22 protein-coding genes and 2 tRNA genes are annotated in these 26018 nt (G+C 71.6%); 4 read left to right on the top strand and 20 right to left on the bottom strand.

Annotation, left to right across the window (positions count from 1 at the left end):
* Positions 1 to 188 precede the first annotated feature (188 nt).
* Positions 189 to 455 carry a 30S ribosomal protein S20 gene (gene rpsT, locus STRTU_RS23920; RefSeq protein WP_018088219.1) on the top strand — a complete coding sequence of 89 codons (267 nt, stop codon included), beginning with the start codon at positions 189 to 191 and terminating at the stop codon, positions 453 to 455.
* 769 nt (positions 456 to 1224) lie between these two features.
* Here the strand turns inward: rpsT and holA are convergent.
* Complete coding sequence (gene holA, locus STRTU_RS23915; RefSeq protein WP_159746013.1) at positions 1225 to 2208, bottom strand: DNA polymerase III subunit delta; 984 nt, start codon at positions 2206 to 2208, stop codon at positions 1225 to 1227.
* Positions 2209 to 2328: 120 nt separating this feature from the next.
* Here holA and STRTU_RS23910 point away from each other — a divergent pair, with 120 nt between their 5' ends.
* Positions 2329 to 2604 carry a hypothetical protein gene (locus tag STRTU_RS23910; protein WP_246241129.1) on the top strand — a complete coding sequence of 92 codons (276 nt, stop codon included), beginning with the start codon at positions 2329 to 2331 and terminating at the stop codon, positions 2602 to 2604.
* A gap of 106 nt (positions 2605 to 2710) precedes the next feature.
* On the opposite strand, the gene STRTU_RS23905 is transcribed toward STRTU_RS23910, so the two are convergent.
* The 8 genes from STRTU_RS23905 to STRTU_RS23870 form a co-directional block, all read right to left on the bottom strand.
* Positions 2711 to 3520 (bottom strand): arylamine N-acetyltransferase family protein, encoded by an 810-nt coding sequence (locus STRTU_RS23905; RefSeq protein ID WP_159746012.1) that lies wholly within the window; start codon positions 3518 to 3520, stop codon positions 2711 to 2713.
* Between the two features lie 98 nt (positions 3521 to 3618).
* Positions 3619 to 7005 carry a ComEC/Rec2 family competence protein gene (locus STRTU_RS23900; RefSeq protein WP_246241126.1) on the bottom strand — a complete coding sequence of 1129 codons (3387 nt, stop codon included), beginning with the start codon at positions 7003 to 7005 and terminating at the stop codon, positions 3619 to 3621.
* Positions 7002 to 7547, bottom strand: a complete 546-nt coding sequence (locus STRTU_RS35985; protein WP_308789387.1) for a ComEA family DNA-binding protein — start codon at positions 7545 to 7547, stop codon at positions 7002 to 7004. Before STRTU_RS35985 ends, STRTU_RS23900 begins: the two co-directional genes overlap by 4 nt.
* A 739-nt stretch (positions 7548 to 8286) precedes the next feature.
* Complete coding sequence (locus STRTU_RS23890; protein ID WP_159746010.1) at positions 8287 to 9132, bottom strand: DegV family protein; 846 nt, start codon at positions 9130 to 9132, stop codon at positions 8287 to 8289.
* A gap of 211 nt (positions 9133 to 9343) precedes the next feature.
* Positions 9344 to 10153 (bottom strand): hypothetical protein, encoded by an 810-nt coding sequence (locus STRTU_RS23885; RefSeq protein WP_159746008.1) that lies wholly within the window; start codon positions 10151 to 10153, stop codon positions 9344 to 9346.
* 207 nt (positions 10154 to 10360) lie between these two features.
* Positions 10361 to 13279: a leucine--tRNA ligase gene (locus STRTU_RS23880; protein ID WP_159746006.1), complete on the bottom strand. Its 2919-nt coding sequence runs from the start codon at positions 13277 to 13279 to the stop codon at positions 10361 to 10363.
* A 313-nt stretch (positions 13280 to 13592) separates the two neighbouring features.
* Positions 13593 to 15551 carry a S53 family peptidase gene (locus STRTU_RS23875; protein WP_159746004.1) on the bottom strand — a complete coding sequence of 653 codons (1959 nt, stop codon included), beginning with the start codon at positions 15549 to 15551 and terminating at the stop codon, positions 13593 to 13595.
* Between the two features lie 382 nt (positions 15552 to 15933).
* A tRNA-Ala gene (locus STRTU_RS23870) sits at positions 15934 to 16006 on the bottom strand.
* Between the two features lie 153 nt (positions 16007 to 16159).
* Here STRTU_RS23870 and STRTU_RS23865 point away from each other — a divergent pair.
* On the top strand, positions 16160 to 17503 hold the full coding sequence (locus STRTU_RS23865; RefSeq protein WP_159746002.1) for a glycosyltransferase 87 family protein: 1344 nt from the start codon (positions 16160 to 16162) through the stop codon (positions 17501 to 17503).
* 175 nt (positions 17504 to 17678) lie between these two features.
* Here the strand turns inward: STRTU_RS23865 and STRTU_RS23860 are convergent, their stop codons facing one another.
* The 9 genes from STRTU_RS23860 to STRTU_RS23820 all read right to left on the bottom strand — a co-directional run bounded on the left by STRTU_RS23860 (position 17679) and on the right by STRTU_RS23820 (position 22808).
* Entirely contained in the window at positions 17679 to 17912 is a 234-nt protein-coding gene (locus STRTU_RS23860) for a hypothetical protein (protein ID WP_004571982.1), read from the bottom strand.
* A 3-nt stretch (positions 17913 to 17915) separates the two neighbouring features.
* Positions 17916 to 18161, bottom strand: a complete 246-nt coding sequence (locus tag STRTU_RS23855; protein ID WP_159746000.1) for a hypothetical protein — start codon at positions 18159 to 18161, stop codon at positions 17916 to 17918.
* A 174-nt stretch (positions 18162 to 18335) separates the two neighbouring features.
* Positions 18336 to 18408, bottom strand: a tRNA-Ala gene (locus tag STRTU_RS23850).
* Between the two features lie 114 nt (positions 18409 to 18522).
* Positions 18523 to 19176 (bottom strand): histidine phosphatase family protein, encoded by a 654-nt coding sequence (locus tag STRTU_RS23845; protein WP_159747182.1) that lies wholly within the window; start codon positions 19174 to 19176, stop codon positions 18523 to 18525.
* Positions 19173 to 19607 carry a ribosome silencing factor gene (gene rsfS, locus STRTU_RS23840; protein WP_030082018.1) on the bottom strand — a complete coding sequence of 145 codons (435 nt, stop codon included), beginning with the start codon at positions 19605 to 19607 and terminating at the stop codon, positions 19173 to 19175. The genes STRTU_RS23845 and rsfS overlap by 4 nt, the downstream gene beginning before the upstream one ends.
* Positions 19608 to 19864: 257 nt before the next feature.
* Complete coding sequence (locus tag STRTU_RS23835; RefSeq protein WP_159745998.1) at positions 19865 to 21691, bottom strand: LCP family protein; 1827 nt, start codon at positions 21689 to 21691, stop codon at positions 19865 to 19867.
* A gap of 24 nt (positions 21692 to 21715) precedes the next feature.
* Positions 21716 to 22327 carry a nicotinate-nucleotide adenylyltransferase gene (nadD, locus tag STRTU_RS23830; RefSeq protein ID WP_159745996.1) on the bottom strand — a complete coding sequence of 204 codons (612 nt, stop codon included), beginning with the start codon at positions 22325 to 22327 and terminating at the stop codon, positions 21716 to 21718.
* Between the two features lie 51 nt (positions 22328 to 22378).
* Complete coding sequence (locus STRTU_RS23825) at positions 22379 to 22540, bottom strand: hypothetical protein (RefSeq protein WP_018088238.1); 162 nt, start codon at positions 22538 to 22540, stop codon at positions 22379 to 22381.
* Positions 22541 to 22658: 118 nt separating this feature from the next.
* On the bottom strand, positions 22659 to 22808 hold the full coding sequence (locus tag STRTU_RS23820) for a hypothetical protein (RefSeq protein ID WP_167539196.1): 150 nt from the start codon (positions 22806 to 22808) through the stop codon (positions 22659 to 22661).
* 152 nt (positions 22809 to 22960) lie between these two features.
* Here STRTU_RS23820 and STRTU_RS23815 point away from each other — a divergent pair, with 152 nt between their 5' ends.
* Complete coding sequence (locus STRTU_RS23815; RefSeq protein ID WP_159745994.1) at positions 22961 to 24055, top strand: M48 family metallopeptidase; 1095 nt, start codon at positions 22961 to 22963, stop codon at positions 24053 to 24055.
* A 10-nt stretch (positions 24056 to 24065) separates the two neighbouring features.
* Here the strand turns inward: STRTU_RS23815 and STRTU_RS23810 are convergent, their stop codons facing one another.
* A complete protein-coding gene (locus STRTU_RS23810) occupies positions 24066 to 25190 on the bottom strand; it encodes an SCO2583 family membrane protein (RefSeq protein ID WP_159745992.1) in 1125 nt (374 codons plus the stop codon).
* Positions 25191 to 25297: 107 nt separating this feature from the next.
* A complete protein-coding gene (locus STRTU_RS23805; RefSeq protein WP_159745990.1) occupies positions 25298 to 25957 on the bottom strand; it encodes an SCO2584 family spore wall biosynthesis protein in 660 nt (219 codons plus the stop codon).
* Positions 25958 to 26018: the final 61 nt, after the last annotated feature.

The raw sequence follows: 26018 nt of genomic DNA, 5'->3' as shown, positions 1-26018 counted from the left end.
TCCGGTTTGGGCGGGGCGGGCAGGGGGCGGACGGCCGTCGAGCGGGGGATCGGGACGGCGTCCGGGCGGTGGGTCCGGTCCGGTTTGGGAGGCCGTAGACCCTGCTGGTAGCCTGGTCCACTGCGCTTCGTGCCCTCTCTCGTACGAGGCGCCACTCGAAACTCCAACGAACCTGAAAAGGCTCTTTCGTGGCGAACATCAAGTCCCAGATGAAGCGGATCAAGACCAACGAGAAGGCTCGTCAGCGCAACAAGGCTGTCAAGTCCACTCTGAAGACCGCGATCCGTCGCACCCGCGAGGCCGTGGAGGCCGGTGACCTGCAGAAGGCCACCACCGCCCAGGCCGCCGCTGCCAAGACGCTCGACAAGGCCGTCAGCAAGGGTGTCATCCACAAGAACGCCGCCGCCAACAAGAAGTCGGCGCTGGCGAAGAAGGTCGCGTCCCTCAAGGGCTGACCCTCTCCGGAAGAAGATCTCCGGCCTCACCAGGCCCGATCTTCATCCCCCCGCAATACCAAGCAGCACCCCTGCCGACAGGGACCCAGCGGCCCCTCTCTCCGCTCCCTGCCCGGTGCACCACCGCGCCGCACACGGCCTGCGTTCGCCACGCGGGTGCGGCGCAACCCGGCTCCGGCGGCCATCATGGCCGACGAAGCCGCAACAGCTTGATACAAGGGCCCCGCCTTCCCCTTCCCCAGGGATGAGGCGGGGCTTTTTGCTGTGTGAGCTTTCCGCACCGCGCCGCCCGGCCCCGTCCGGTGTCCGGCGTCCGGCGTCCGCACCGCAGGATCCGTACGCGCAGCAGACTTCGTCGGCAGACGCCGTCACAGGTCGTCGGCAGACGCCGTCGCAGGGGTCGGCCATGGCCGGTGGATACGGCTATTCGGTGGGCGGCGCATCCGTAGGGGCACCGGCTGGCGCCTCCGTGGGGGCACCGGGTGCTCGGGGCGGCGCGGGCCGGGGTCTCGGGGCTGTCCAGCACGGGTCCTTTGAGGGGCTCGCGCGCGGCGCAGGGTGCGGGTAGCTGTTCGGGCATGCGGGCACGATGCCGGGTGCGGTCCTGGTGCGCGGCGCGGGCGTCACAGCCCCGGTGAACGTCTCGCGCTCCCTATGCGGGGCCGGTGCGGGGCGCGGGCGCGGTCCCGGCTAGAGCGCGCTGAGCGCACGCCCTGGCATGGCCCGCCGCCTCACTACCGCCCCAGGCCCGGGGCGCCCGGCGGGCGCCTCAGCGCGACCGGGCCGCCCGTGCGATCGTCACGACGGCTTTCTCCAGGGCGTACTCGGGATCGTCGCCGCCGCCCTTCACCCCCGCATCGGCCGCCGCCACCGCGCGCAGCGCCGTGGCCACGCCGTCCGCCGACCAGCCGCGCATCTGCTGCCGTACCCGGTCGATCTTCCACGGCGGCATGCCCAGGTCGCGGGCCAGGTCGCCGGGGCGGGCGCCGCGCGGGGCGGAGGCCAGCTTGCCGATGGCGCGGACGCCTTGGGCCAGCGCGCTGGTGATCATGACGGGGGCGACGCCGGTGGCGATCGCCCAGCGCAGGGCCTCCAGCGCCTCGGCGGCCCGGCCCTCGACGGCACGGTCGGCGACGGTGAAGCTCGATGCCTCCGCCCGGCCCGTGTAATAGCGCGCCACGACGGCCTCGTCGATCGTGCCCTCGACATCGGCGGCCAACTGCGCACACGCCGATGCCAACTCACGCAGATCGCTGCCGATCGCGTCCACCAGCGACTGGCATGCCTCAGGCGTCGCCGAACGCCCCGTCGCACGGAACTCGCCCCGTACGAAGGCCAGCCGGTCGGCCGGCTTGGTCATCTTGGGGCAGGCCACTTCCCGCGCCCCGGCCTTACGGGCCGCGTCCAGCAGGCCCTTCCCCTTGGCGCCACCGGCGTGCAGCAGCACCAGCGTGATCTCCTCGGCAGGCGAGCCCAGATACGCCTTGACGTCCTTGATGGTGTCCGCCGACAGGTCCTGGGCGGCCCGCACCACGACGACCTTGCGCTCGGCGAAGAGCGAGGGGCTGGTCAGCTCGGCGAGAGTGCCGGGCTGCAGCTGATCGGGGGTGAGGTCGCGCACATCGGTGTCCGCATCGGCCGCGCGGGCGGCCGCCACCACCTGCTGCACCGCGCGGTCCAACAGCAGGTCTTCCTGGCCCACCGCGATCGTGACGGGGGCGAGCGGGTCATCGTGAGCTGTCTTCCTGGCCATCGCGGTCCAGCATCCCACGTGCCACTGACAACCCGGCCCGGACGCTCAACCGGCCCGGACACTCACCGGGCCGGACCCCTGCCGGACCGGGCAGCCCTCCCGCTGTCGGACAATGTCCGGGTGAATGACGCAGCCCCACACCACCCCGATGTACGACCTGTGCGCCACGTCCTGGTGCTGCCCGACCGCGACGCGGCAGAGGAGGTGGCCGAAGCCCTGACCGAACGTTTCGGTGTCACCGAGGAGCCCCAGCTCGTACGGGACGCCCTGGCCGGTGAGGACGACGCCGAGGACGCGCAGTGGCTCGTGGTCGTCGAGGACCCGGACGCCGCTCACGATCCCGTGCGGCTGCACGACCTCGCGGCGGAGTACGAGGGCTGGCGCGAGGCCGAGTAGCGACCGGCCACGCGCCCTTCCTCACGGCCGGATGACGGGGCGGCCGGACGACGGGGCGGCCAGACAACGGGGCGGCCGGACGACGGGGCGGCCGGACGACGGGCCGCTACGCGCGCCCCTCGGCTCCGGCCTCAGGCGGCGGCACCGCGCCCACCACGGGCTCCCGGTCCAGCACGATCCCGAAGTGCTCCCGGTAGGCGGCGAGGATCTCGTCAGCAGCTACCGGGCGCTCCTCGCGGGCACCGTCCACGGCACTGGTCACGAGCGTCCGGCCGGAGAGCGTGATCCGGCCGGTCTCGGTCAGCCGTGAGCACACCAGGGACTGGGTGAAGTGCGATGCGGGCGAGGTCCGGTTCCACCAGCAGCCGACCTCGAAGTCGGCGTAGGCGCGCGGACGTTGTTCGAGGCGGTACTGCGGGGAGCCGTCCCTCAGGACATCGAGATCACCGTCCCCCGTCTCCTCGATCCGGAACACCCCGCCGGGATCGGCCTGCTCGGCACGGCTGTCCCAGCGCAGGGGAAAATGACTGTGCCTGCCGAAGCCGACGTCCGCGAGCCACGGCCCACCGGGTGTCTGGACGCGCAGCGCAAGGTGGTCATACGGAATCCCAAGCCTCCCCTCGGCGCCGAACACCCGCGCGGACAACAGCTCGACCTCGTATCCCAGCGCACCCAGCAGCATCGCGAACGCGCCGTTGAGCTCGTAACAGAAGCCGCCGCGCCGGGCACCGACGATCTTGTCGAGCACCGGCTGCTCCGCGAGCACGATCTCCTCGCCGAGGTGGATGGAGAGGTTCTCGAAAGGGACGGTGCGCAGATGGTTGAGGTGCAGCGCATGCAACGCGTCGGCGTCGGCGGAAGCCGGGCGTTCGACCCCGATCCGCTCCAGGTAGGCATCAGTGCCAGCGGTATCCATCAGGTGTGCGTCCTCTCCGCAGCAAACCAGCGGCGGTCCGTTCCACCGCCGAGGCGGGCGTACCGGCCATCACATCGGCAAGGCTCTGCGCGGCCAACTCACGCCGCCAGCCGAGCGGCGGGCACGGGCCCGTCCCCTTCGGGCCAGGCCAGCGCCACACAGCAGCGTGGGCCCCGCTCGACGCCTTCACCCATCCTCATGATCTGGAGTCTATAGATGCTGGTTCCCTGATTTTCCTCCATTTGTTCGATTGCTGTGATCACGCGGGGGCGCCGCAGGGCCGAGGCCATGGGGGCGGGCGGCGGGGCAACCGGGGGGCCGAGGCAGGGCGGGCCACGGGGGCGAGGCAGGCCCCGCCTCGGGTGGCGATTCGGACGGCTTCGCAGGGGACCGCTCAGGTGGCCTCTCGGGTAGCCTCTCGTGGTGCGTCTGAGGTCTCGTCTCAGGTGGCGTGTGGCTGCGGGACCGGAGCGTTTCCTGGAGCGGCGGCAACCTGCCAACCGTGCGTCGGGGTGAGGCGCTCCAAGGTGCGTACGGCCCCGGATTCCCGGGCCGTTGGCCAGGCGGGCCTTGACGACCCGGTGGCCGGTGACCGTGGCGGACAGCCCGGCCGTCGTGCCGAGGATCGCGATGGCCCCGTCGGTGTCTGTACGCAACACCCGGGCGCCCTGGGCGCGGAGGGCCGCGATGGTGCGGGGCGCCGGATGGCCGTACGGGTTGTCGGCACCGCAGGAGATCAGCGCCAGGCGCGGCGCGAGCCGCTGCATCAACGGCGGGTCCTGATAGGCGGAGCCGTGATGTGCCACCTTCAGGACATCGACGCCACCGAGCTCGGGGTGCGCCGCTAACAACCCCTGCTGTGCAGGCGGTTCGAGGTCCCCGAGCAGCAGAAGGGTCAGCCCTCCCGTACGCACCAGCAGAGTGACACTGGCGTCGTTGGGGCCGTCGAAGGGGTTGGGGCCGGCGGGGCTGTCGGAAGTATCGGGAGTGTGCGGACTGCCGGGGCCGTAGGTGGGAACGCCGGGGCCGGGAAGAGCGGGCGGGGCGGGTGGCCAGAGGACCTCCCAGGTCAGCGGGCCCAAGCGGCGGCGCTCCCCCGGGGTGGCACGGACGATCGGTACTCGCGCCGCCGCAGCCGTACTGCGCACGAACTGCGCCTGCCCCGGAGGTTCTTGCAGCGTGGTGGTCTCGATCGCGCCGACCGAGCGCCCGCGGAGCGCGCCCGGGAGGCCGTCCACATGGTCGGCGTGGAAGTGCGTCAGAACGAGAAGGGGGATACGGCGGACGCCGAGGTCGGTCAGGCAGCGGTCGATGGCCTGGGGCTCGGGCCCGGTGTCCACCACCAGCGCCGTACCGTCGCCGGCGGCCAGCACCAGGCCGTCGCCCTGTCCGACGTCACAGACCACGGCTCGCCAACCCGGCGGCGGCCAGCCGGTGATGATGCGGGTGAACGGTGCCGGGCGGCACACCGCCAGGATCAACGCCAGCGCACAGAGCACACACAACCAGGGGCGGCGCAGCACCCTGCGGCCGACCGGCACCAGCACCACCAAGGCGGCCGCCAGCGCCAGCCCACCGGCCCAGCCGCCCGGCCAGGCGAACTCCGCCCCCGGCAGCGCCGCTCCCGTACGGGCGACACCGGCGATCCACTCGGCCGGCCAGCCCGCGCACCACGCCAGCGCCTGCGCGACCGGCGGCACGATCGGAACCATGGCGAGGGCCGCGAAACCCAGAACCGTCGCAGGTGCCACCGCCAGTTCGGCCAGCAGATTGCAGGGCACGGCAACCAGGCCCACCCGGGCCGCCAGCACGGCGACGACGGGTGCGCAGACCGCCTGAGCGGCAGCAGCGGCGGCGATCACCTCGGCGAGACGGGGCGGCACCCGGCGCCGTTGAAGTGCGGCGCTCCACCTCGGCGCGAGCAGCAACAGTGCGCCGGTCGCCAGGACAGACAGCAGAAAGCCGTAGTTGCGGGCGAGCCAGGGGTCGTAGAGCACGAGCAGCAGGACCGCGGCGGCGAGCGCGGGGAGCAGCGAGCGGCGGCGTCCGGTGCCGATGGCGAGCAACGTGATCAGGCCACAGGCGGCAGCCCGCAGCACGCTCGGGTCCGGGCGGCACACCACGACGAACGCGAGGGCGAGCATGCCGCCGATGACCGCCGTGCTGCGCAGCGACAGCCCGAGGCGCGGCGCCAGCCCACGGCGCTCGGCACGGGTCGCCAGATGCGGCGGGCCGATGAGCAGGGCGAGCACAATCGTCAGATTGCTGCCGGACACGGCCAGCAGATGCGTCAGGTCGGTGGCCCGGAAGGCGTCATCCAGATCCGGCGGCACACGCGAGGTGTCCCCCACCACCAGGCCCGGCAACAACGCTCGGGCATCGGGCCCCAGCCCGCCGGTGACCTCGCGCAGCCCGGCACGCAGGCTCCCCGCCAACCGCTGCAACGCATCCGGCGCACCCACCTTCACCGGCGCCGCATCGGCCGTGACCCGCAGCACGGCGGCCACCTGATCGCCCGACAACAACGGCGGCGCCACCCGCGCCACGACCCGAATCCGAGTCGACGGCAGCAACCCCCGCCACTCCGACGCGATGCCCTCACGAACGCCGACACGATCTTCTTCTCCCGGCTGACGCGGGGCGACGACTGGCCTCTGCCCGCTGGTGACGGAAGCCTGCGAGGCGGCGACCGGGGCCTGCGCGGCCGTGACCAAGGGCTGCGGGGCAAGGACCGAGCCCGCGGTCGCTGCGTCCCCCGCGATCGCTGCGCCCCCGGGGTTCTGCCGGCCACCACGGCCCTCGGCTCGGTCGTGCTCGCCGCCCGCGCCGCCGCGCCCTCCTCCGGGCTGCTGTACGACCACCAGGGTGGGCGTGCGGACGGCGGTGATCTCGCCATTCGGCGCCGTGACCCGGACGGCATCGGCCGTGAACACCAGGACCTGGGGCGTCCGTTGGGATCCGCGCACCTTGGGCCGGGTCAGCCGCGGATCGCCGGTCACCTCCAGATCCACCGTGACCCGCGCATACTGCTCCGCAAACGCCGGGAGCGGCCCACGCCGCAGATCCGAGGCATGCAGCGCGGCAGACGCAGCCCCCGCCGCGGCACACAGCAACACCGCGGCCAGGGCCACAAACGAGCCGGCCGAACGGAGGCGGGGAGCGCGGCGGCGCCTGGGCGACTCCGTTCCAGGCCGACCGGATTCGGCCCGAGGGGCATCACCGGACTGCTCCTCCATCCCTTCTGGTTCACGCTCGTCCCTGCGCCGAACTACAGCCACCCGTAACGCGACGATCGCCAGCACCCCGGCCACGCCGCACGCCATCGCCACTCCCCCACCGGGGGTGCCCAGGCTGATCGCCGCGGCCGCCCAGGCAGCCAGTGCGGGCGCGACCAGACGCAGATCGGCCGGGCCCTCTTGATGCGGGTCCGAGGCACCGTGCGGCGATGCCGCCGCGCAGTGCACGGTGGCGCGAGGGCTGGTCACGGCACCACCAGGGGGCGCAGGTCAGCGAAACGGCGATCACCGATACCGGTCACCTGACGAAGCTGGTCCACCGAGCGGAACCCACCGTGCTGGCTGCGGAATTCGACGATGTGACGGGCCAGGACGGGGCCCACTCCCGGGAGGGAGTCAAGCTGTTGTTCGGTCGCCGTACTGAGACTGACCGGGCCGCCCGGCCCACCCCCGGCACCCGGCGGCGCACTCCCCGACCCGCCGGCCCCCACATCACCGGAACCGGTACCCGCACCGGCTCCGGCTCCGCCCCCGCCACCAGCCGCACCAGCCGCACCAGCCGCACCGACCACAATCTGTTCGCCGTCGGTCAGCAGCCGCGCCCGGTTGAGCCCACGGATATTCGCCCCGCGCAGCACGCCGCCCGCGGCCCGCAAGGCATCGACCACCCGCGACCCCGGCGGCATCCGCTGAATCCCGGGGTGCCGGACCTTGCCCGTGACATCGACGACCAGCTGGCGCCCCGCACCGCCCGGCGGGCCATTCGCCACCGCGCTCGCGGATGATGACACGGACGCCGAAGGCAGCGACGATGCCCGCGGGCCGGAGCCAGGTGCCCCTCCTGCCCGTTCTGCGGCCGGTGCCCGTACCGGCTCGGGGCGCCCCGACCAGAAGTGCTGCACGGCGAACCCCACAGCCACCACAAGCACCAGGACCAGGGCAGCGAGCGCTTTCGGATCGGTGCCACACCGTAACTGCACCCACAGCGGGAGCCGTTCGCGTACCGCACTCCACGCCCGCTCCCCACGGCGTGCGCCCGGTGGATCACCCCCTGGAGGCGGCGGCCCGGTCGCGGCAGCTTCCCCCGCGTCGCCGAAGATCGCCGCAACCCGGGCCCGCACCTTCTCCCGCTCCCACTCCCGCCGCTCCGCCCCGCCGGATGGGGCAGCGGCTCCATCCAGCGGAACGGAGCGAGCCGACCCGGACGACACAGACGACGCAGACAAGGAGCCCGAAGGAGCAGACGCCACCGAAGAGCCAAAGGAAGCCAAGGGAACCGAAGAGGCTGAAGAGGGCAAGGAGGCTGAAGAAGCCGAAGGCCCCGCCTCAGAAGCCGAAGGCCCCGCCCCCAGCCCCAAAGCCCCCGCCGACGCCGGAAATCCCCACGAAGCAGCTCGATACACGTTCATACCGACCGACGCTAAGCACCCCGCGCAGATCTCGCCGAGCAGCCTCAAATCCGGTGGATAGCACCCCAGTTGTGGATAACTCCGCCACCCACAGGAGACCCGGCCAACCCCTCCGCCCCTCTCACCGCGGTGACACCACAACCCCCAGCAACCCGGGACCCGTGTGCGCCCCGATCACCGCGCCCACCTCGCTCACATGCAGCTCATTGAGCCCGGTCACCCGCTCCCGGAGCCGCTGGGCCAGAGCCTCCGAGCGCTCCGCCGCGGCAAGGTGGTGGACCGCGATATCGACCTGCCCTCCACCCGCCCGCTCCTCGGCGATCTCCTCAAGCCGCGCGATGGCCTTGGACGCCGTACGGACCTTCTCCAGCAGCTCGATCCGCCCGTCGGCCAGTTGCAGAAGCGGTTTGACGGCGAGCGCGGAGCCCAGCAGCGCCTGCGCCGCGCCGATCCGGCCACCGCGGCGCAGATAGTCGAGAGTGTCGACGTAGAAATAGGCGGAGGTACCCGCCGCACGCTTCTCCGCCGCGGCGACCGCGTCGTCCACGTCCCCGCCGGCCTCCGCTGTCTCCGCCGCCGCGAGGGCGCAGAACCCGAGCGCCATCGCCACCATTCCGGTGTCCACGACGCGTACGGGGACCGGAGCTTCCTTGGCCGCCAGCACCGCCGCGTCGTAGGTGCCGGAGAATTCCGAGGAGAGGTGGAGCGAAACGATCCCGCTGACGCCGGTTGCCGCGACCTTGCGGTAGGTCTCCGCGAATGTCTCGGGGCTGGGCCGGGAGGTCGTCACGGCCCGGCGCTTCTGCAGCGCCTGTGCGAGGGATCTCGCGGAGATTTCGGTGCCCTCTTCCAGGGCCTGGTCCCCCAGGACGACGGTCAGTGGCACGGCCGTGATGTGGTGACGCTCGATAGCCGTCCGCGGCAAGTAGGCCGTGGAATCGGTGACGATCGCGACATGGCGGGACATGACAGGGAGGTTATCCGGGGATCCGGACGCCGCACAGTGCGGGCCCCTCCCCAAGATCCTCCAGGTTTACCCAAGGCTCTGCCAAGAGCCCACCGAGAGGTGCGGCCACCGAGGCTCTGGGCTGCGCGAGGGCGTCATGGCCGCCACTCTCTCCCCCCGGGGCCCCACCCCCACCCCACCCCTCGCCGCTCCTCCTCCTGCCGCTATGGCCTCATCTGGTCGTGTCCTCCGTCCGCGGTGCCTTCTGCCACGGGTAGGACGGCTGGGTGCGCGGGTCCCGGGCGGTGATCGCCGGCGGGTCCTCGGGGGTCGGGCCCCAGGAGCGGGCGGCGGCACCGGAAGGGCCGGCGGCGGCACCGGACCGTGCGTGCCCTTCGGTCGGCTGCCCTTGCCCGGGGCTCTTCGTCTCTCCCGGTACCGAGGCGCTCTGCGGGCGGTCCGGTACCGGGTCCCGCAGCGGGTCCGTGGCGTCCTCGACCCGGGTCCAGTGCCGCAGCGCCCCCGCCTCCACATCGATCTGGTCGCTCAGCGAGGCCAGATCGTCTTCCGCGAACCTGCGCGCGCGGTCGCGCGCGGCCCAGCGCAGCGACTCCGCGGAGTGCGTGATCCGCTCCAGGCGCTCCCGGAGGTCCGGGAGGCGGGCACCGATGGTGGCCCGGTCGGGCTCGCGTTCCAGCCGCTTGAGCTCGTCGTCCAGCTCATGGCCGTGGGCGCTCAGGCGCTCGAAGAGGCCGATCGCCTCGCTGAGGGAGGCGTCGTCCGGCGATCCCCCGCGCAGCACCTCCTGGGTGGCGCGCATGGAGGTGCGCAGCGAGAGCCGCAGCTGTGCCAGTTCGCCGACCACGCCGGGCTGGGCGATCTGCCGGGCCCGGAGGGTGGTGTCCTCGACGGTTCGGCGGGCCTGGGCGACCGTGCGGTCCACTCCGCGTTTGGCCGCCTTGACCGCCTTGACCGTGACGAAAACCCCGGCCAGAACGAACAGCACGAAGAGCAGTCCGATGATGGCGACGGCGGCTTCCATGGGCTCTCCCCAGATGTGTTGGCGGCGCCGGTTTCCGGCCCGCGCCCTGTACCTCCACGGTAAACGGCTCGGGCAGGCCGCGGGTTCCAAAAGAACCCCCAACCTGCCCGTAGGGGAAACCACCCATGGCGCTCACGGAGCACCGGCAGGGTCCCTCAGGACCCGCTGCCGGGCGCCCAGGACCTGCCCCGGGCGCCCGCCGTCGGCCTACGCCGGAACGATGTTCACCAGCTTCGGCGCCCGGACGATGACCTTCCGGATGCCCGCGCCGTCCAGCGCCGCGACCACGGCCGGCTCGGCCAGGGCCGTCGCCTCCAGGTCGGCGTCGGAGATCGACGGGGCGACCTCCAGGCGCGCCTTGACCTTGCCCTTGATCTGCACGACGCAGGTCACGGTCTCGTCCACGACGTACGCCGGGTCGGCCACCGGGAAGTCCGCGTGCACCACGGAGTCGGTGTGGCCCAGCTTGCGCCACAGCTCCTCGGCGATGTGCGGCGCCAGCGGGGCGATCAGCAGCACCAGCTGTTCCGCGACCGTGCGCGGGACCGGCGTGCCCGCCTTGGTCAGGTGGTTGTTCAGCTCGGTCACCTTGGCGATGGCGGTGTTGAAGCGCAGGTTCGCCATGTCCTGGCTGACCCCGTCGATCGCCTTGTGCAGGGCACGCAGCGTGGCCTCGTCCGGCTCGCTGTCGACGACGGTGACCTCGCCGGTCGCCTCGTCGACGACGTTGCGCCACAGGCGCTGCAGCAGGCGGTACTGGCCGACGACGGCCCGGGTGTCCCACGGGCGCGACACGTCCAGCGGGCCCATCGCCATTTCGTACAGGCGCAGGGTGTCCGCACCGTACTCGGCGCAGATCTCGTCGGGAGTGACGGCGTTCTTCAGGGACTTGCCCATCTTGCCCAGGACGCGGCTGACCTTCTCGCCCTGGTAGTAGTAGCCGCCGTCGCGCTCCTCGACCTCGGCGGCCGGGACGGCGATGCCGCGGCTGTCCCGGTAGACGAAGGCCTGGATCATGCCCTGGTTGTACAGCTTGTGGAACGGCTCGGACGACGAGACATGGCCCAGGTCGAACAGCACCTGGGACCAGAAGCGGGCGTACAGCAGGTGCAGTACGGCGTGCTCCGCGCCGCCCACGTACAGGTCGACGCCACCGGCCGGCTGCCCCTCGCGCGGGCCCATCCAGTACTGCTCGATCTCCGGGTCGACCAGTGCGTCGCCGTTGTGGGGGTCCAGGTAGCGCATCTCGTACCAGCACGAACCCGCCCAGTTGGGCATGGTGTTGGTCTCGCGGCGGTAGCGCTTGATGCCGTCGCCCAGGTCCAGGTCGACATGGACCCAGTCCTCGTTGCGGGACAGCGGGGTCTCCGGCTGGGTGTCGGCGTCGTCCGGGTCGAAGGTCCGCGGGGAGTAGTCCTCGACCTCGGGCAGCTCCAGCGGCAGCATCGACTCGGGCAGCGCGTGCGCCACACCGTCCTCGTCGTAGACGATCGGGAACGGCTCACCCCAGTAGCGCTGCCGGCTGAACAGCCAGTCGCGCAGCCGGAAGTTGACGGTGCCCTCGCCGATGCCCTGGGCGGCCAGCCAGTCGGTGATCTTCGCCTTGGCCTCGGTCACCCCCAGGCCGTCCAGCGAGATGTCCTTGCCGGACGAGTTGACGATCTTCGCGTCGTACGAGGCGAAGGCGTCGTCCCAGGTCGAGGGGTCGGTACCGCGGTTGTCCGACGGCTCGACGACACAGCGCATCGGCAGCTCGAAAGCGCGGGCGAAGGCGAAGTCGCGGCTGTCGTGGGCGGGGACGGCCATGATCGCGCCGGTGCCGTAGCCCATCAGGACGTAATCGGCGATGAAGACGGGGACCTGTTCGCCGCTGACCGGGTTGGTGGCGAAGGCGCCGGTGAAAACACCGGTCTTGTCCTTGGCCTCGGCCTGCCGCTCGACGTCCGACTTGGAGGCGGCCTGCTTGCGGTAGGCGGCAACGGCGTCGCCGGGGGTGGCGTGGCCGCCGGTCCACACGTCGTGGGTGCCCTCGGGCCAGGCGTCCGGGACGATCGGGCCGGTTCCGGTGCCGTTGTCGGCGCCGGCGACCAGCGGGTGCTCGGGTGCCAGCACCATGTACGTCGCGCCGAACAGGGTGTCCTGGCGGGTGGTGAAGACGGTGATCTTGTCGTCGCCCACCGGGAAGTCGACCCGGGCGCCCTCGGAGCGGCCGATCCAGTTGCGCTGCTGCAGCTTGATGGCCTCGGGCCAGTCCAGCGCGTCCAGGCCGTTCAGCAGCCGGTCGGCGTAGGCGGTGATGCGCATGTTCCACTGGCGCAGCTTGGCCTTGAAGACCGGGTAGTTGCCGCGCTCGGAGCGGCCGTCGGCGGTGACCTCCTCGTTGGCCAGCACCGTGCCCAGTCCGGGGCACCAGTTGACCGGTGCGTCCGAGGCGTACGCCAGTCGGTACTCGCCCAGGATGTTGGCCCGCTCGATGGGGCTCAGCTCGCTCCAGGCCCTCCCGTCGGGGGTCGGGCGGTGACCGGCCTCGAACTGGGCGGCCAGGGTGTCGATCGGGCGGGCGGCGTCCGCCTCCGGGTCGTACCAGGAGTTGAAGATCTGCAGGAAGATCCACTGGGTCCACTTGTAGTACGCCGGGTCGATCGTCTCGACCGAGCGGCGCGGGTCGTGGCCCAGGCCCAGGCGGCGCAGCTGGCGCCGCATGTTCACGATGTTGGCCTCGGTGGAGACCCGCGGGTGGGTGCCGGTCTGCACCGCGTACTGCTCGGCGGGCAGACCGAAGGCGTCGAAGCCCAGGGTGTGCAGGACGTTGTGGCCCGTCATGCGCTGGTGGCGGGCGTAAACGTCGGTGGCGATGAAGCCCAGCGGGTGCCCGACGTGCAGCCCGGCGCCCGACGGGTAGGGGAACATGTCCATGATGAACTTCTTGGGGCGGGCCACCGTCCCGGCGTCGCCCGCCAGGTCGCCCTTGGGGTTCGGGGCCTCGTAGGTCCCGTCCGCCGCCCAGAAGTCCTGCCAGCGTGCCTCGATGTCGGCGGCCAGCGCGGCCGTATAGCGGTGCGGCGCCGCCGTCTCGGGGGCACCTCCCGCACTTCCGGCAGCGGGGGAGTTGGTCGTCTCGCTCATCGTCCTCAAAGCTCCATCGATCGTCTCTGCCAGCGGAAGCGCGCCAGATCCCCGGCGCGCCGGAAACAAAAAGGCCCCTCGCACAGGAGGGGACGCCGCGCCGATGCCGACGGGTTCTGTCATCCGTCGGTACTGATCAGCGCGGCCCGCTAAGCAGAAGGCGTACGGCACGCATGGCGTCAGGGTACCGCAGGGCGTACGGGGCCCGCGCTGGGAACACCCCCATGCGGGCCCCGCCCCGGCTACCCCGGCCTCCCGCCGCCGCGCCACCGGGGGCACGGCCGACGCGGGGAGGCGGGGCCGCGCCCTGGTGTCAGGGGCGGTAGGAGCTCACATAGCCGACGCCGGGTGTACCCACCCCGGTGACGTCGTCGTAGCCGACGACCGCACGCAGGGAGCTGTCCTGGCCCAGGCTGCGCAGCGAGGTCGTGGTGCCCTTGCTCGCGTCGGTGCCGTTGACGTAGTCGACGCGGACGACCGCCAGGTCACGGCCGGCGCCCAGCGGGTGATCGGTGACGTCGTGGTAGGCGGCGGTGCCGTAGCGCTGGTAGATGCCGGGGTTGGCGAAGCCGAGGGCGACGCCGTGCCGGGCCTGCTGGGCGAGCGCCTGGATGCCGGCGATCACCGGGGCGGCCAGAGAGGTGCCGCCGATGCGGTACTCGTCGTAGCCGAGCGATCCGTCCGGCAGGGTCTGGGTCTGGCCGACCAGGAAGCCGGTGTTGGGGTCGGCGACCGCGGCGATGTCCGGGACGGTGCGCATCGCGCCGCCGCCGTTCGCCTTCGCGAGCCCGTCCGGAACGACTCCGCGCTGGTAGAAGGGCTGCGCGACGGTCTTGCTGGTGCCGCCACCCGCGCCGCCGTTGAAAGTGCCGGGGAAGCCGGTCCAGTCGTGGCCGTCCTGGGAGAGCGCCGCCTTCCGGGTGCCCCAGCCGGTCTCCCACTGGTACGCGTCGTGTTTGCCGACGGCCAGAGAGGTGCCGCCGACGGCGGTCGCCCACGCGGAGTTCGCCGGGGTGTCGACCTGTTTGGTGCCGGTGTTCGCGACCTCGTCACCGTTGTCGCCGGACGAGAAGTAGAAGCCGATGCCCTGCACCGCGCCCTGCTGGAAGATCTGGTCGTAGGCGGCGGCCACGTCCGGGGTCTCATTCGCCTCGATGTCGCCCCAGGAGTTGGAGACGATATCGGCGAGGTGCCCGTCGACGATCTTGCCGAGCGAGTCGAGCAGATCGTCGTCCATACAGGAGGCGCCGCCGACGTAGACGATGTCGGAGTCGGGGGCGACGGCGTGCACGGCCTCGACATCGAGGGTCTCTTCGCCGTACCAGCCGGCCGCGCCGCAGTCCTTGATGTGCGTGTAGTCCTCGGGAAGCACCTGGGAGAGCTGGCCGCGGCGGTAACGGGGGTCGCCGTTCCGGGCGGCGTAGGTGTCCGCGTCCTTGGCGATGGTCGGCGAGGCGTAGGCGTCGGTGATCGCCACGGTGACGTTCTTGCCGGTCCACTTCTTCGCCCCGTAGGCGGCGCGCAGCTGCCTGCCGGTATAGCCCTTGATCGCGTACGGCGCCTTGCTCCCGTAGGCGGACGGCAGCTTCTTGTCCGTCCTGGAACCGTAGTACGAGGAGAACGGGCCGGAGTTACGGAAGACACCTTCCGGCGGCGGCAGTTCACTGGAGTGGTGCCTGGCCATCCGGGGCGCGTTGTCCAGGCCGGTGACCGTCAGTACCGCGTCGGCCAGCGAGGCGGGCGCGGAGGCGGTGGCCGACGGGGCGTGGTAAGTGTGCCCGCCCTTGCGGTAATTGTGCAGGTCGACGGCGAAGGCGCGCTCGGCGGCGGCCGCGTCCCCCCGCACCGTCAGATACCGGTTGGTGGTGCCGGTGACCGTCAGGCCGGACGTCTTCAGCCAGTCGGTCACCTTGGCTATCTGGCCCTGTGTGGCGCCGTAGTGGGCACGCACCTGGGCGGGGCTCAGATACTTCCCGTACGCGGCGGAGTGCGGGTCGGACACGGCCCTCGCGCGCTCCGCGAGCCCCTTGGCGTCGCGGCCGGCCAGGTAGACGCGGGCGGTGACGGCCGCGGAGGCGGCGGTGGCGCCCTGGTCGGCCTGCCGGGTGGCCCACAGCGGCTTGGTGCCCAGCAGCGCGTGCCGGCCGCCGTCGTGGCCCGCGGCACCGGCGGCGGGCGCACCGAGCGCGAGCGCCCCGGCGACCAGCGGCAGCGTCGCGGCCCATGCCAGACCGGCGCGGGCGCGCGGTGATCTGGTGCGGCTTGATCTCATGGAACCCCCTGGGTGGCGATGCGGTGCGCTGTGGGGTGCCGCGCTGCGCCGTTGTGCCGGTGTGCGGCACCGCACAAGCGGTGAAGCGTGAGAGGTGAGGCTCACGCGATGCGCCACTCTTTCGGTGAACCGTTCATGTCAGGGACATGCGGTCACCAAGATGAGCCCAAGGAACGGCAAGGACTGGTCAGGAAGAAGCAGGAAGGAACACGGAGCGAACGGTCAACTCGCCATGGCGGACGCGCCACTGGCCGGATACCAGCGCAACGCCGGAAGCACTCCCGGCGGTTGCCCCCCGGGGCGCCCCCATGCCCCGTACACCCCGTAGGCACGCACACGACGAAGCGGGCCGCCCATTTCGGACGACCCGCTTCGTTCACTGTGGAGCTAAGGAGAATTGAACTCCTGACCTCCTGCATGCCATGCAGGCGCTCTACCAACTGAGCTATAGCCCCGTATTCTGTTCCCGCCCGGTTCCCCGCTGCGGCATCGCCTACATTACACGGACCTCCCCGGCTTCTGCCAAATCGTTCTGGCGGGGGCCCCGCGGTGCGACGCGCGGTACTGTCGGCGATCTGTGCCCGATTCGTCCTGGGGAGTCGTACGCCGTGACCGCGCTGGAGCTGGAGCAGTCCACCGACGCCGGCGGCGCCCACCCCGGCAGAGGCATCATCCGCCGGCACCCGACCCTCGCGGCCGCCCTCGGCTGCCTGGTCTCCTTCGCCGCCTTCTGGACCGTGCAGCGGCTGCTGAACGTGACCATGATCGACCTGATGGTCTACCGCGCCGAGGGGTTCACCGTCCGCAACGGCGAGTCCCTCTACGACATGGTGGCGACCTCGGCGCACCTGCCCAACACCTACCCGCCCTTCGCGGCCCTGCTGTTCACCCCGCTCACCCTGCTCGGGGTCCCGGAAATGCGCACCGTCGCCACCGCCGGCAACCTGCTGCTGCTCATCGGCGTCGTCCACCTCTCACTGCGGCTGGCCGGGCGGCCCCGTCGGCTGCCCCGGCCCGCCGCGGCGTTCGCGATCTCGGCGCTGCTGGTGTGGTGCGAACCGGTCTGGACGACGCTGCGCTACGGCCAGATCAATCTGCTGATCGCCGTGCTGGTGCTGTGGGACCTGACCCGCGCGGACACCCGGCGGCTCGCGGGCATCGGCATCGGTGTCGCGGCCGGGATCAAGCTGACCCCGGCGCTGTTCGCGGTGTTTCTCGCGCTGGCCGGCGCCGTCCGCGCCGGGCAGCTGCTGCGCTCCGGCGCGGGCGTCCGCGCCGCCTGGAACCCCTGGCTGCGGCAGGCCGCCGTCGCCACCGCCACCTTCCTGGCCACCGCGCTCCTCTCCGCGCTCGCGCTGCCGCGCGACTCCTACCGCTTCTGGACCGAGATCGTGTACGCCGCCGACCGGGTCGGTGAGGTGGAGATCACCGCGAACCAGTCGCTGCGCGGCGCCCTCGCCCGGCTGCTGCACACCCATGACCCCGGCGCCGCCTGGGCCGTGGTCGCCGGTCTGACGGGGGCCGTGGGTCTGGCGCTGGCGGTCGGGTCGCTGCTGCGCGGGCAGCGTGCCTGGGCGGCCGTCGCCTGCGCGGCGACCGCGCTGCTGGTCAGCCCGATCTCCTGGTCTCACCACTGGGTGTGGTGCGTACCGATCCTGATCCTGCTCGGCTCCGAGGCGCTGCACCGGACGGGCGCCACGGCCCGCCGCTGGTGGATGACGACCGGTGGCCTGGGGCTGCTCTTCTGCTCGTTCGCGCTGTGGTGGGTGCCGCACCGCTGGCACCAGCACGAGGAACTGCAGCAGAACGGCCTGCAGATGCTGCTCTCCGGCAGCTATCCGCTCGCCGGTCTCACGCTGCTGGCACTGACCGGGGCCCGGCTGTGGCGGATCGGGGGGCGGGCGGGACACGGCGACGCACTCCCGTCGGCCGAGACGGGCCGCGGTATCTGAACCAGGCGCCCGCACGGCGGAATTGCGCGGTGGCTTTCTCATATCCGTCACAACGCCCGCTCCGCCGACGGCAGTTCCGTCTGACCGAAAGCGTCCGGAACTGCCCGGAACCGCCTGAGACGGCGTCAAGGAGGGGGCCCGCTCCGTCCGCTGTGCCCTGGGGGCGGCGGTCCGCTCAGGCCGTGGCGAACGAGTAGAAACGCTTCAGCGTGCAGTGCTCGTCCAGCAGCCGCCCGTAGATCGGCTCCCCGTCGAGCTCCCGGTAGGTCTCGATGGGGTCGCCTTTTATGACCAGGGCGCGGGCGCATTCCTCGCACCAGTACTGGTAGTCCGCGTTGACCGGTTCCATGTCCCGGACGATCGGCGTACCGCTGCCGCACCAGTCACATTTCCTGCTGTGGGCGCCCATCCATCAGCTCCAACTGTGGCCGCAGGCCGTACAAACGAAGGAAACGCCCCCGTTGTCGCCCAGCACCTGTGCGACATGGGAGGAGCCGCACGAGGGGCACTGGAGAGCAGTACCGTCGCTGTTGCACACGGAGGCGGGACCGTCAACGGGGCAGGTGAAACGGAGCGCATACTCCGGCAGCCAGTCATAGCCCTGCGCCTCGGCCACGTCGAGCAGGTCATTGACCTCCTCAAGGATGCTCGTGGGCATCGCGATCTCTCCTCCCCTGCCGGCGCCGCCGATTCTGCCACGGACCGCGGGCCGGGTCAGGGCCGCCTTCGCGCCACCGTGGCCGACGGCAGCGCCCACACAGCGGCCCCGTACCGCGCGGCCCGTACAACGCAGAGATCCCGCCTCCAAGAGGAGACGGGATCATCCGGGTTGTGGAGCTAAGGAGAATTGAACTCCTGACCTCCTGCATGCCATGCAGGCGCTCTACCAACTGAGCTATAGCCCCGGGTCTTGTTCCGCTCCCCCGGGGTTTTCCCCCGGCGGCGCCGCGAACAAGAAGAACTTTAGCCTGCGACCTGCCCAGATGTGAAATCCGGTCCGGCCGGGCCGCCCGGCGGGCTCAGTCGTCGTCGCCGAGCACCGGCTCCGGCAGGGTGCCGGCGTTGTGTTCCATCAGGCGCCAGCCGCGCGCGCCCTCGCCCAGCACGGACCAGCAGCAGTTCGACAGACCGCCCAGGCCCTCCCAGTGGTGGGCCTCCAGGCCGAGCAGCCGCCCGATGGTGGTACGGATCGTGCCGCCGTGGCTGACCACGACCAGGGTGCCGTTCTCGGGGAGCTTGTCGGCGTGGTTGAGGACGACCGGGGCGGCCCGGTCGGCGACCTCGGTCTCCAGCTCGCCGCCGCCGCGGCGCACCGGCTCACCGCGCTTCCAGGCGGTGTACTGCTCGCCGTAGCGCGCGAGGATCTCCTCGTGCGTCAGCCCCTGCCAGGAGCCCGCGTAGGTCTCCCGCAGGGCCGCGTCATGCGTCACGTCCAGCCGGGTCAGCGCGGCCAGCTCGCCCGCCGTGGCCGCCGCCCGCTCCAGGTCGGAGGCGATGATGGCGTCCGGCCGGAGGGCGGCGAGGAGCCGGGCGGCGCGCCGCGCCTGGGAGACGCCCGCCTCGGTCAGCCCGATGTCCGTCGAGCCCTGGAAGCGGCGCTCCAGATTCCAGGCGGTCTGGCCATGGCGCCAGAGGACGATGCGGCGCCCCTGGCCGCTCTTGGTGCCGTTCAGAGCAGCTCACCGTCCTGTTCGCCCGCCGTGGCGTCGGCGTGCTCGGCGGCCTTGCCGCGGGTGGCCTTGGCCTCCTCGGGGAGGTCGATCTCGGGGCAGTCCTTCCACAGGCGTTCGAGCGCGTAGAAGACACGCTCCTCGCTGTGCTGGACGTGCACCACGATGTCGACGTAGTCGAGCAGCACCCAGCGGGCCTCGCGGTCGCCCTCGCGGCGGACCGGCTTGGCACCGAGGTCCTTGTTGAGGCGTTCCTCGATCTCGTCGACGATCGACTTGACCTGGCGGTCGCTGGGCGCCGAGGCCAGCAGGAAGGCATCGGTGATCGAGAGGACGTCACTGACGTCGTACGCGATGATGTCGTGCGCGAGCTTGTCGGCCGCGGCCTGGGCGGCGGCGTTGATGAGCTCGATGGAGCGGTCCGTGGCGGTCACAAGCGGCTTTCCGTTTTGAGGGCAGCCTCTCCGGCCGGGCAGGGGCGCTGGCTCGCTGCGGATCCGCGGCGCGCGCCGCAGTCCCCATGGGCAACCGGTTCGGCGGTCAGGTACCCCTCAAGGGTCTCACGGACCACCGACACCCCCGGCTGTGTTTTCGGCCCCACCCGTCGGTTCCGGCGTCCGGGCCGGTCGGCGCCGGGGCCGCTGCCGGGCCCCGGCGACCGCCGCCGGAGGCGCCGGGCGCCTCCGGCCCGTCAGCCCTTGTAGTCGCGCCCCAGCACCACGGTGATGTCGGCGTTCGCGGCGCCCTTGCCCTGTGTGACCGCGCCCGCCGGCAGCCCCAGTGTCTTGGCGACCTCCGCGGCCCTCGCCTTCTGGGCGGCCTCCGCGTAGGTGATCCGGGACGTGGCGGCGGCCGCGCCGGCGGCGCCGTCGTCGACGAAGCTGTAGCCGCCGTTGAGCAGCGCGACCTGCGCCTTCTCGGTGAAAGCCTTGTTTCCGGTGGCGTTGCGGACCGCGACCCGGGCGGTCGCACCGGGGGCGGTCTTCTTGACCGTGCCGCCGAGCACGTCCTTGACCACGCTCGCCGAGGTGGTCTGGCTGAGCGTCCCGTTCGCCTGCACGGGCAGCAGGGTGGTGCGGTACGCGCCGGTCTTCGCCAGCTCCGCCCGCTGCGCCAGCGAGCTGCCCAGCTGGGCCTCGGTGAGCGGCGGATCGAGCACCTGGAGCAGCGTCTTCACGGTGGTGGTGGCGCCGTCGGCGTCGCTGGAGACCTTCTTCAGGGTCGCCTGCATGACCTGGCCGAACCGCTGGAGCTGCTTGGTCTGCGGCTCGCCCGGCCCCAGGTAGGTGGCGTAGGCGACGGCGGCCTGGCCGTTGAGGTCCTGGGCGCTGCCCTGTTTGACGACCGGGGAGGCGCCCTTCTTGGCGCCGGGGACGGTGGCGTCGGCGTCGAGGGTGATCCCGCCGACCGTCTCGACGAGGTTCTCCAGGTAGGGGGTGTCCAGCCGCCAGCTGGCCTTGAGGTCGGCGCCCAGCAGGCTGTTGAGGGAGTCCCGGGTCGGCTCGGTGCCCTCGTCCTTGACGGACTTGCCGAGCGTCGTGGTGGTGCCGTCGTCCTTGGAGACGAGGAGGCTGTTGGGCAGGAGGACGGTGGTGCCCTTGTGGGTGGTCTCGTTGTCCACCAGCAGCGCCGTCGAGCTGTTGCCGTTCTTGGTGTCCCGCAGATGGACGACGAGGACATCGCGCTTCTGTCCGGCGCCCGCGGCGGCCTCACCGGCGCCCGGACCGGCCACTCCCGGCAGCTTGCCCGCCCACCACAGATAGCCGACACCACCGGCGACCAGCAGGGCCAGCACGACGGACAGCGCGACGAGCCGGCTCCGGCCGCGCCGCTTGGCCTCCTCGCGCCGCTCGGTGCGGCTCTCGGTGAACTTCAGCCAGTCGATGACGTCTTCGGAGTCCTCGTCCGGCTCCTCGATGAAGGAGAACTGCTCGGTGCGGTACTCGGGGTCGCCATCGGAGGGCGCGGCGGGGCCGCCGTCGTCCAACGGCGCGGCGGTCTCGTCCGCGGGGGCGCGGCGCTGGGCCGGCGGCCGGGGCGGGCCGTCCTGGCGCTGCGGGGCGGGCTCCTCGTAGCGGGGCTGCTCCCCGTAGGGGACCTGCTCGTACGGGGACTGCTGGGCCTGCTGCGGGATCCACTCCTGCTGGTGCGAGGGGTCCTGCTGGGGGTGGCCGTACGGGTCGTACTGCTGCGGATGGCCGGGCTGCGCCTGCACCTGCCCGTAGGGGTCGTAGCCGTACTCCGGCTGCGCCTGGTAGGGCTGGTGGCCGCCCTGGTACCCCTGGGCGGCCTGGCCGGTGCCCTGTTGGCCGCCGTATGGGTCATAGCCCTCATAGGCGGACGCGGCGGCCTGCTGGCCGTACGGGTCGTAGTGCTGCTCGTACGGCGCCTGGGCGGCGTCGTGGTACACCGGCTGCCCGTAGGCGTCGTAGGTGTAGCCCTGCTGCCCCTGCTGCTCCTGGGCATACGGGTCATGGGCATACGGGTCCCGCCCGTACGGATCCTGTCGGTCGCTCACCGGTGCCCCTTTCCGTCAGCCCCGTCAGCCGTCGTTGCGGTACAGCTCTTTTTTGTCGATGTAGCGCACCACACCGTCCGGCACCAGGTACCAGACCGGATCCCCCTGGGCGACGCGCGCCCGGCAGTCGGTCGAGGAGATGGCCAGCGCCGGCACCTCGACCAAAGACACCGCCCCCGCGGGCAGCCCGGGGTCCGCGAGGACATGTCCGGGCCTGGTCACCCCGATGAAGTGGGCGAGCGAGACCAGCTCCGCGGCATCGTGCCAGGTCAGGATCTGGCTGAGCGCGTCGGCGCCGGTGATGAAGAACAGATCCGCGTCACGGTGCTCGGCACGCAGATCACGCAGCGTGTCTATCGTGTACGTCTTGCCGCCGCGGTCGATATCGATCCGGCTGACGGAGAACTGCGGGTTCGACGCGGTCGCGATGACCGTCATCAGATACCGGTCCTCGGCCGGGGACACCGTCTTGTGGCTCTTCTGCCACGGCTGCCCCGTGGGCACGAAGATGACCTCGTCGAGGTGGAACTGGCTGGCCACCTCGCTGGCGGCGACCAGGTGTCCGTGGTGGATCGGGTCGAACGTCCCGCCCATCACTCCGAGTCGCCGCTTCACGGGCCCTGTGTGCTCTCCCATGCGTGCAGACCCTACTGGGCGATGCGCGATGCCGGGGGCCGGGTGCCTGGCTCAGCGGTCCCGGTTGAAACGGGTGGTGATCCAGAGCAGGAGGAGCAGGATAAACAGGGCGCCGCCACCGGTCACGAAGGGGCTGAGGCTGGCGTGCCCGCCCTCGTGGCCGGGTTCGGCGGCGAGGGTGGCCAGAGACTGTGCGGTGGTGTGCAGGCTCATCGTCGGCAGAACCAATCCGGGCTGGGGTCGGGCGGAGACTTCCACCACATCGTAAGCGCCGCCTCACCGCGGGCCCACGGCGACTCCGTCCGGACGGGCCCCGGGGGCCGCCGGAGGGTCAGTCCTGGCTGTAGCCGCGCAGCAGGAACCAGGCGAGAAGCCCGGCGCCCACGACGCCGCCGATGATCACCGCGCGCAGGATCCATCCGGGTCCGCCGTCCCTGGCGGTCTCCTGGGCTGCGGCGAGCAGCACGCTCGGATACGGCATGACGATGCGCTCCCTCTGAGACGGCCCGTACGACCATGTGTACGAACCTGTGCGGGTATTGGTGCGATCGCCAGCGTACGCCCGAGCATCCATTCTCGTGTCAGTGGCGTCCTCTAGGCTGAACACACGCAGTCGAACAGGGGGAGGCCCCAATGACGGAGAGCCCAGACGGCAGCGCCAACGTACCGAGCCGGGACCGGCGGCGATTCCCCGGAATCTCGTCGCGTGCGTACGAACACCCGGCGGACCGCTCGGCGCTGGTGGCGCTGCGCAAGCTGAGCGGGTTCGACACCGTCTTCAAGACGCTCAGCGGCTTGTTGCCGGAGCGCAGCCTGCGGCTGCTGTTCCTGTCGGACTCGGTGCGGGTGGGCGACCAGCAGTTCGCGCACCTCAACGACATGCTGCGCGACGCCTGCTACATCCTGGACCTGGAGAAGGTCCCGCCGATGTATGTGAATCAGGACCCGCAGCCCAACGCCATGTGCATCGGTCTCGACGAGCCGATCATCGTGGTGACCACCGGCCTGGTCGAGCTGCTGGACGAGGAGGAGATGCGGGCGGTCATCGGCCACGAGGTCGGACACGCACTGTCCGGGCACGCCGTCTACCGCACGATTCTGCTGTTCCTGACGAATCTGGCGATGAAGGTCGCCTGGATCCCGCTGGGCAATGTCGCGATCATGGCGATCGTGACGGCGCTGCGCGAGTGGTTCCGCAAGTCGGAGCTGTCGGCCGACCGTGCCGGGCTGCTCGTCGGGCAGGATCTGCAGGCGTCGATGCGCGGTCTGATGAAGCTGGCCGGCGGCAATCATCTGCACGAGATGAATGTCGACGCCTTCCTGAAGCAGGCCGACGAGTACGAGGCCGGCGGCGATCTGCGCGACTCCGTGCTGAAGATCCTCAACCTGCTGCCGCGCAGCCACCCGTTCACCACCGTGCGGGCGGCCGAACTCAAGAAGTGGGCGGCCAACCGCGACTACCAGCGGATCATGGACGGTCACTACCCGCGCCGGGACGAGGACAAGGACACCTCGGTCTCCGACTCCTTCCGGGACTCCGCCGCCCACTACGCCGACTCGATGCGCAACAGCAAGGACCCGCTGATGGGCCTGGTGCGCGATATCGCGGGCGGCGCGGGTGACTTGGGCGGCAAGCTGCGCGACACGGTCTTCCGTGGCGGACAGCGTTCCGACGGCTCGGGCGGCGCCAACGGAAGCGGTGGAGCGGGCGGCTCGGACGGCGCCTAGCTAGGAGCTGCTAGCGCATCGGATGGCTCGGCTTCGGCTGGGCGGAGGGTGCCAGCTCCCCGCACAGGGAGGGGTTGACGCGGTCCCTGGCGTAGGGGTCGGTGCCCATGGGCCGGTCGTTGCCGGCGTGCTGTCCCGCGAACAGCGGGCGCAGCGCGTCGGCCGGCTTCGAGGAGCAGGCCAGCGGCCCGGCCTGCAGGCTGCTCTGCAGCACCTCCAGCCGGTGGTCGCTGAGGTTGCCGCGGGTCAGCCGGAAGTGCACCTCACGGCGGACGGTGACCAGCGAGGCGGCGCCCGGCGTGGGCTTGCCGATGCCCTGACCCGCCACGGCGGACGGCGCACCGGGAGCGGGCCGGACGGCGTAGACGAAGGTGTAGTCGGCGGTCACATCGAGTGCGTCCGGACTCAACTCCGAGGCGGACAGCGTGCCGTTGACTCGTACGTCCCGGTCGGCGAGCCGGGTCTGCCGCGGGTCGAAGCGGACCAGCCAGCCGGTCGCGGCATCGTGGCCGCTGTCGCCGGGGTGCGCCAGGCTGCGGTCGAACTGGTCGAGTTGGCGGGTGTCGAGCAGCAGCCGCACCGGCCGTACGGAACCGCCGGTGAGAGTGTCCGGGTCCAGCGAGGAGCGGACGATGTAGTCCTTCGCGATGGTCAGCGCGGAGACGATCTGGCCGTCGGAGAAGTGCTCGGTGCGGGCGACGGGGGGCAGATTGACGCCGGCGGCGCCGATCCGGTAGTCCGCCGCGGGGCTGTGCGCGAAGAGGTCCTCCGGTGTCGCGCCGGGCACCTTCCCGGTCGGCGCGAGCGGCACCACCGCGGAGCGCAGCGGCTGCGCCCGGACCGTCTCCGGGGTCTTGTACGGGTGCCGTACGCCCATGTAGACGGCGGTGCCGAAGGCGAGAACGATCAGCAGCACCAGCAGGATGGCCTGCCGGGAGCCGCCCAGCCGCCGCCAGGCGTGCCGGGTCCTGACGGCCGGCGAGTGGTGCTCGCCGAGCCGCTCGTCCGCGGAGAATTCCTGTAGCCGCGCAGCCCGAACAAACGATTCGTCGAAGACGACGGATCGGTATTCGTCCTCACCGCCTCCCGGGGCGCCGTTGGGCGTCCCTTCCGGAGGGTCACCAGGCCCGGTCATACAACAAGAGTAGGTCGGCGGGGCCGAACGTAAACGCGGGGAGACCGGGCAACTTCGCCGGACGAAGCGGTTTCAGGCGTCCGATTTGCGGGAAGTGTGCCACGCCGTCAGTGTGGCCTGGGCACCGCCGAGAACGACGGCCTCAGGGGCTCGGCAGAGGGCGGCGAGGGCAGCCCGGGGCGCGCCGTCCGGACGCTGTCCGTACCGCCCGTGACCGGGGAATCCACGCCGCTGGAGGTGGGTGCCGGGGCCGGGCTCTGGGTCCGCCCGGCGGAGCCCCGGTAGACGGCGCTGAAGGCCAGCGCGACCAGTCCGATGCCCATCACCACGGCCAGCACCCAGGCCACCGGCCGGTGCCAGCGGGTGCTGCCGCGGTAAGGACGCAGCGCTCCGCCGTAGGGGCCATACGGGTCATGCGGCGGATAGTCGCCGTACTCCCCGTCCCCGTACTCTCCGTAATCGGCGTAGCCGTCGTAGTCGTCGGCTCCCCGGCTCCGGCGGCGGCTGCGGGGGCCGGCCTCGTCCGGGTCCTCGCCCTCGGGGCCGAAACCGGGCCCGGAGCGGGCCGCCTCGGCCTCCGCGCGCGCCTCGGCGGCGGCCAGCATCCGCTCGACCGCCGAGGGCTCATGGATACGGGCGGACCGGACGAATTCCTCGTCGAAGACCACGGAGGCGAATTCTTCGTCCGCTTTTCCGTGGCTCCCGTGGTGGTGCTCGTCGGGCTCTTCACCGTCCGGGAACGGCTTGCCCCCCACGTCGTCCGGCACCCGTCCAGGTTAGCCCCGGCCGGTCGTTTTGGGCAGGGAGAACGGGGAATCCGGGGGACGT

It is taken from the genome of Streptomyces tubercidicus, assembly GCF_027497495.1.
Taxonomy (GTDB): Bacteria; Actinomycetota; Actinomycetes; order Streptomycetales; family Streptomycetaceae; genus Streptomyces; species Streptomyces tubercidicus.
Note: the sequence above shows the minus strand (reverse complement) of the source record. Positions and strands in the feature narration are given on the sequence as shown.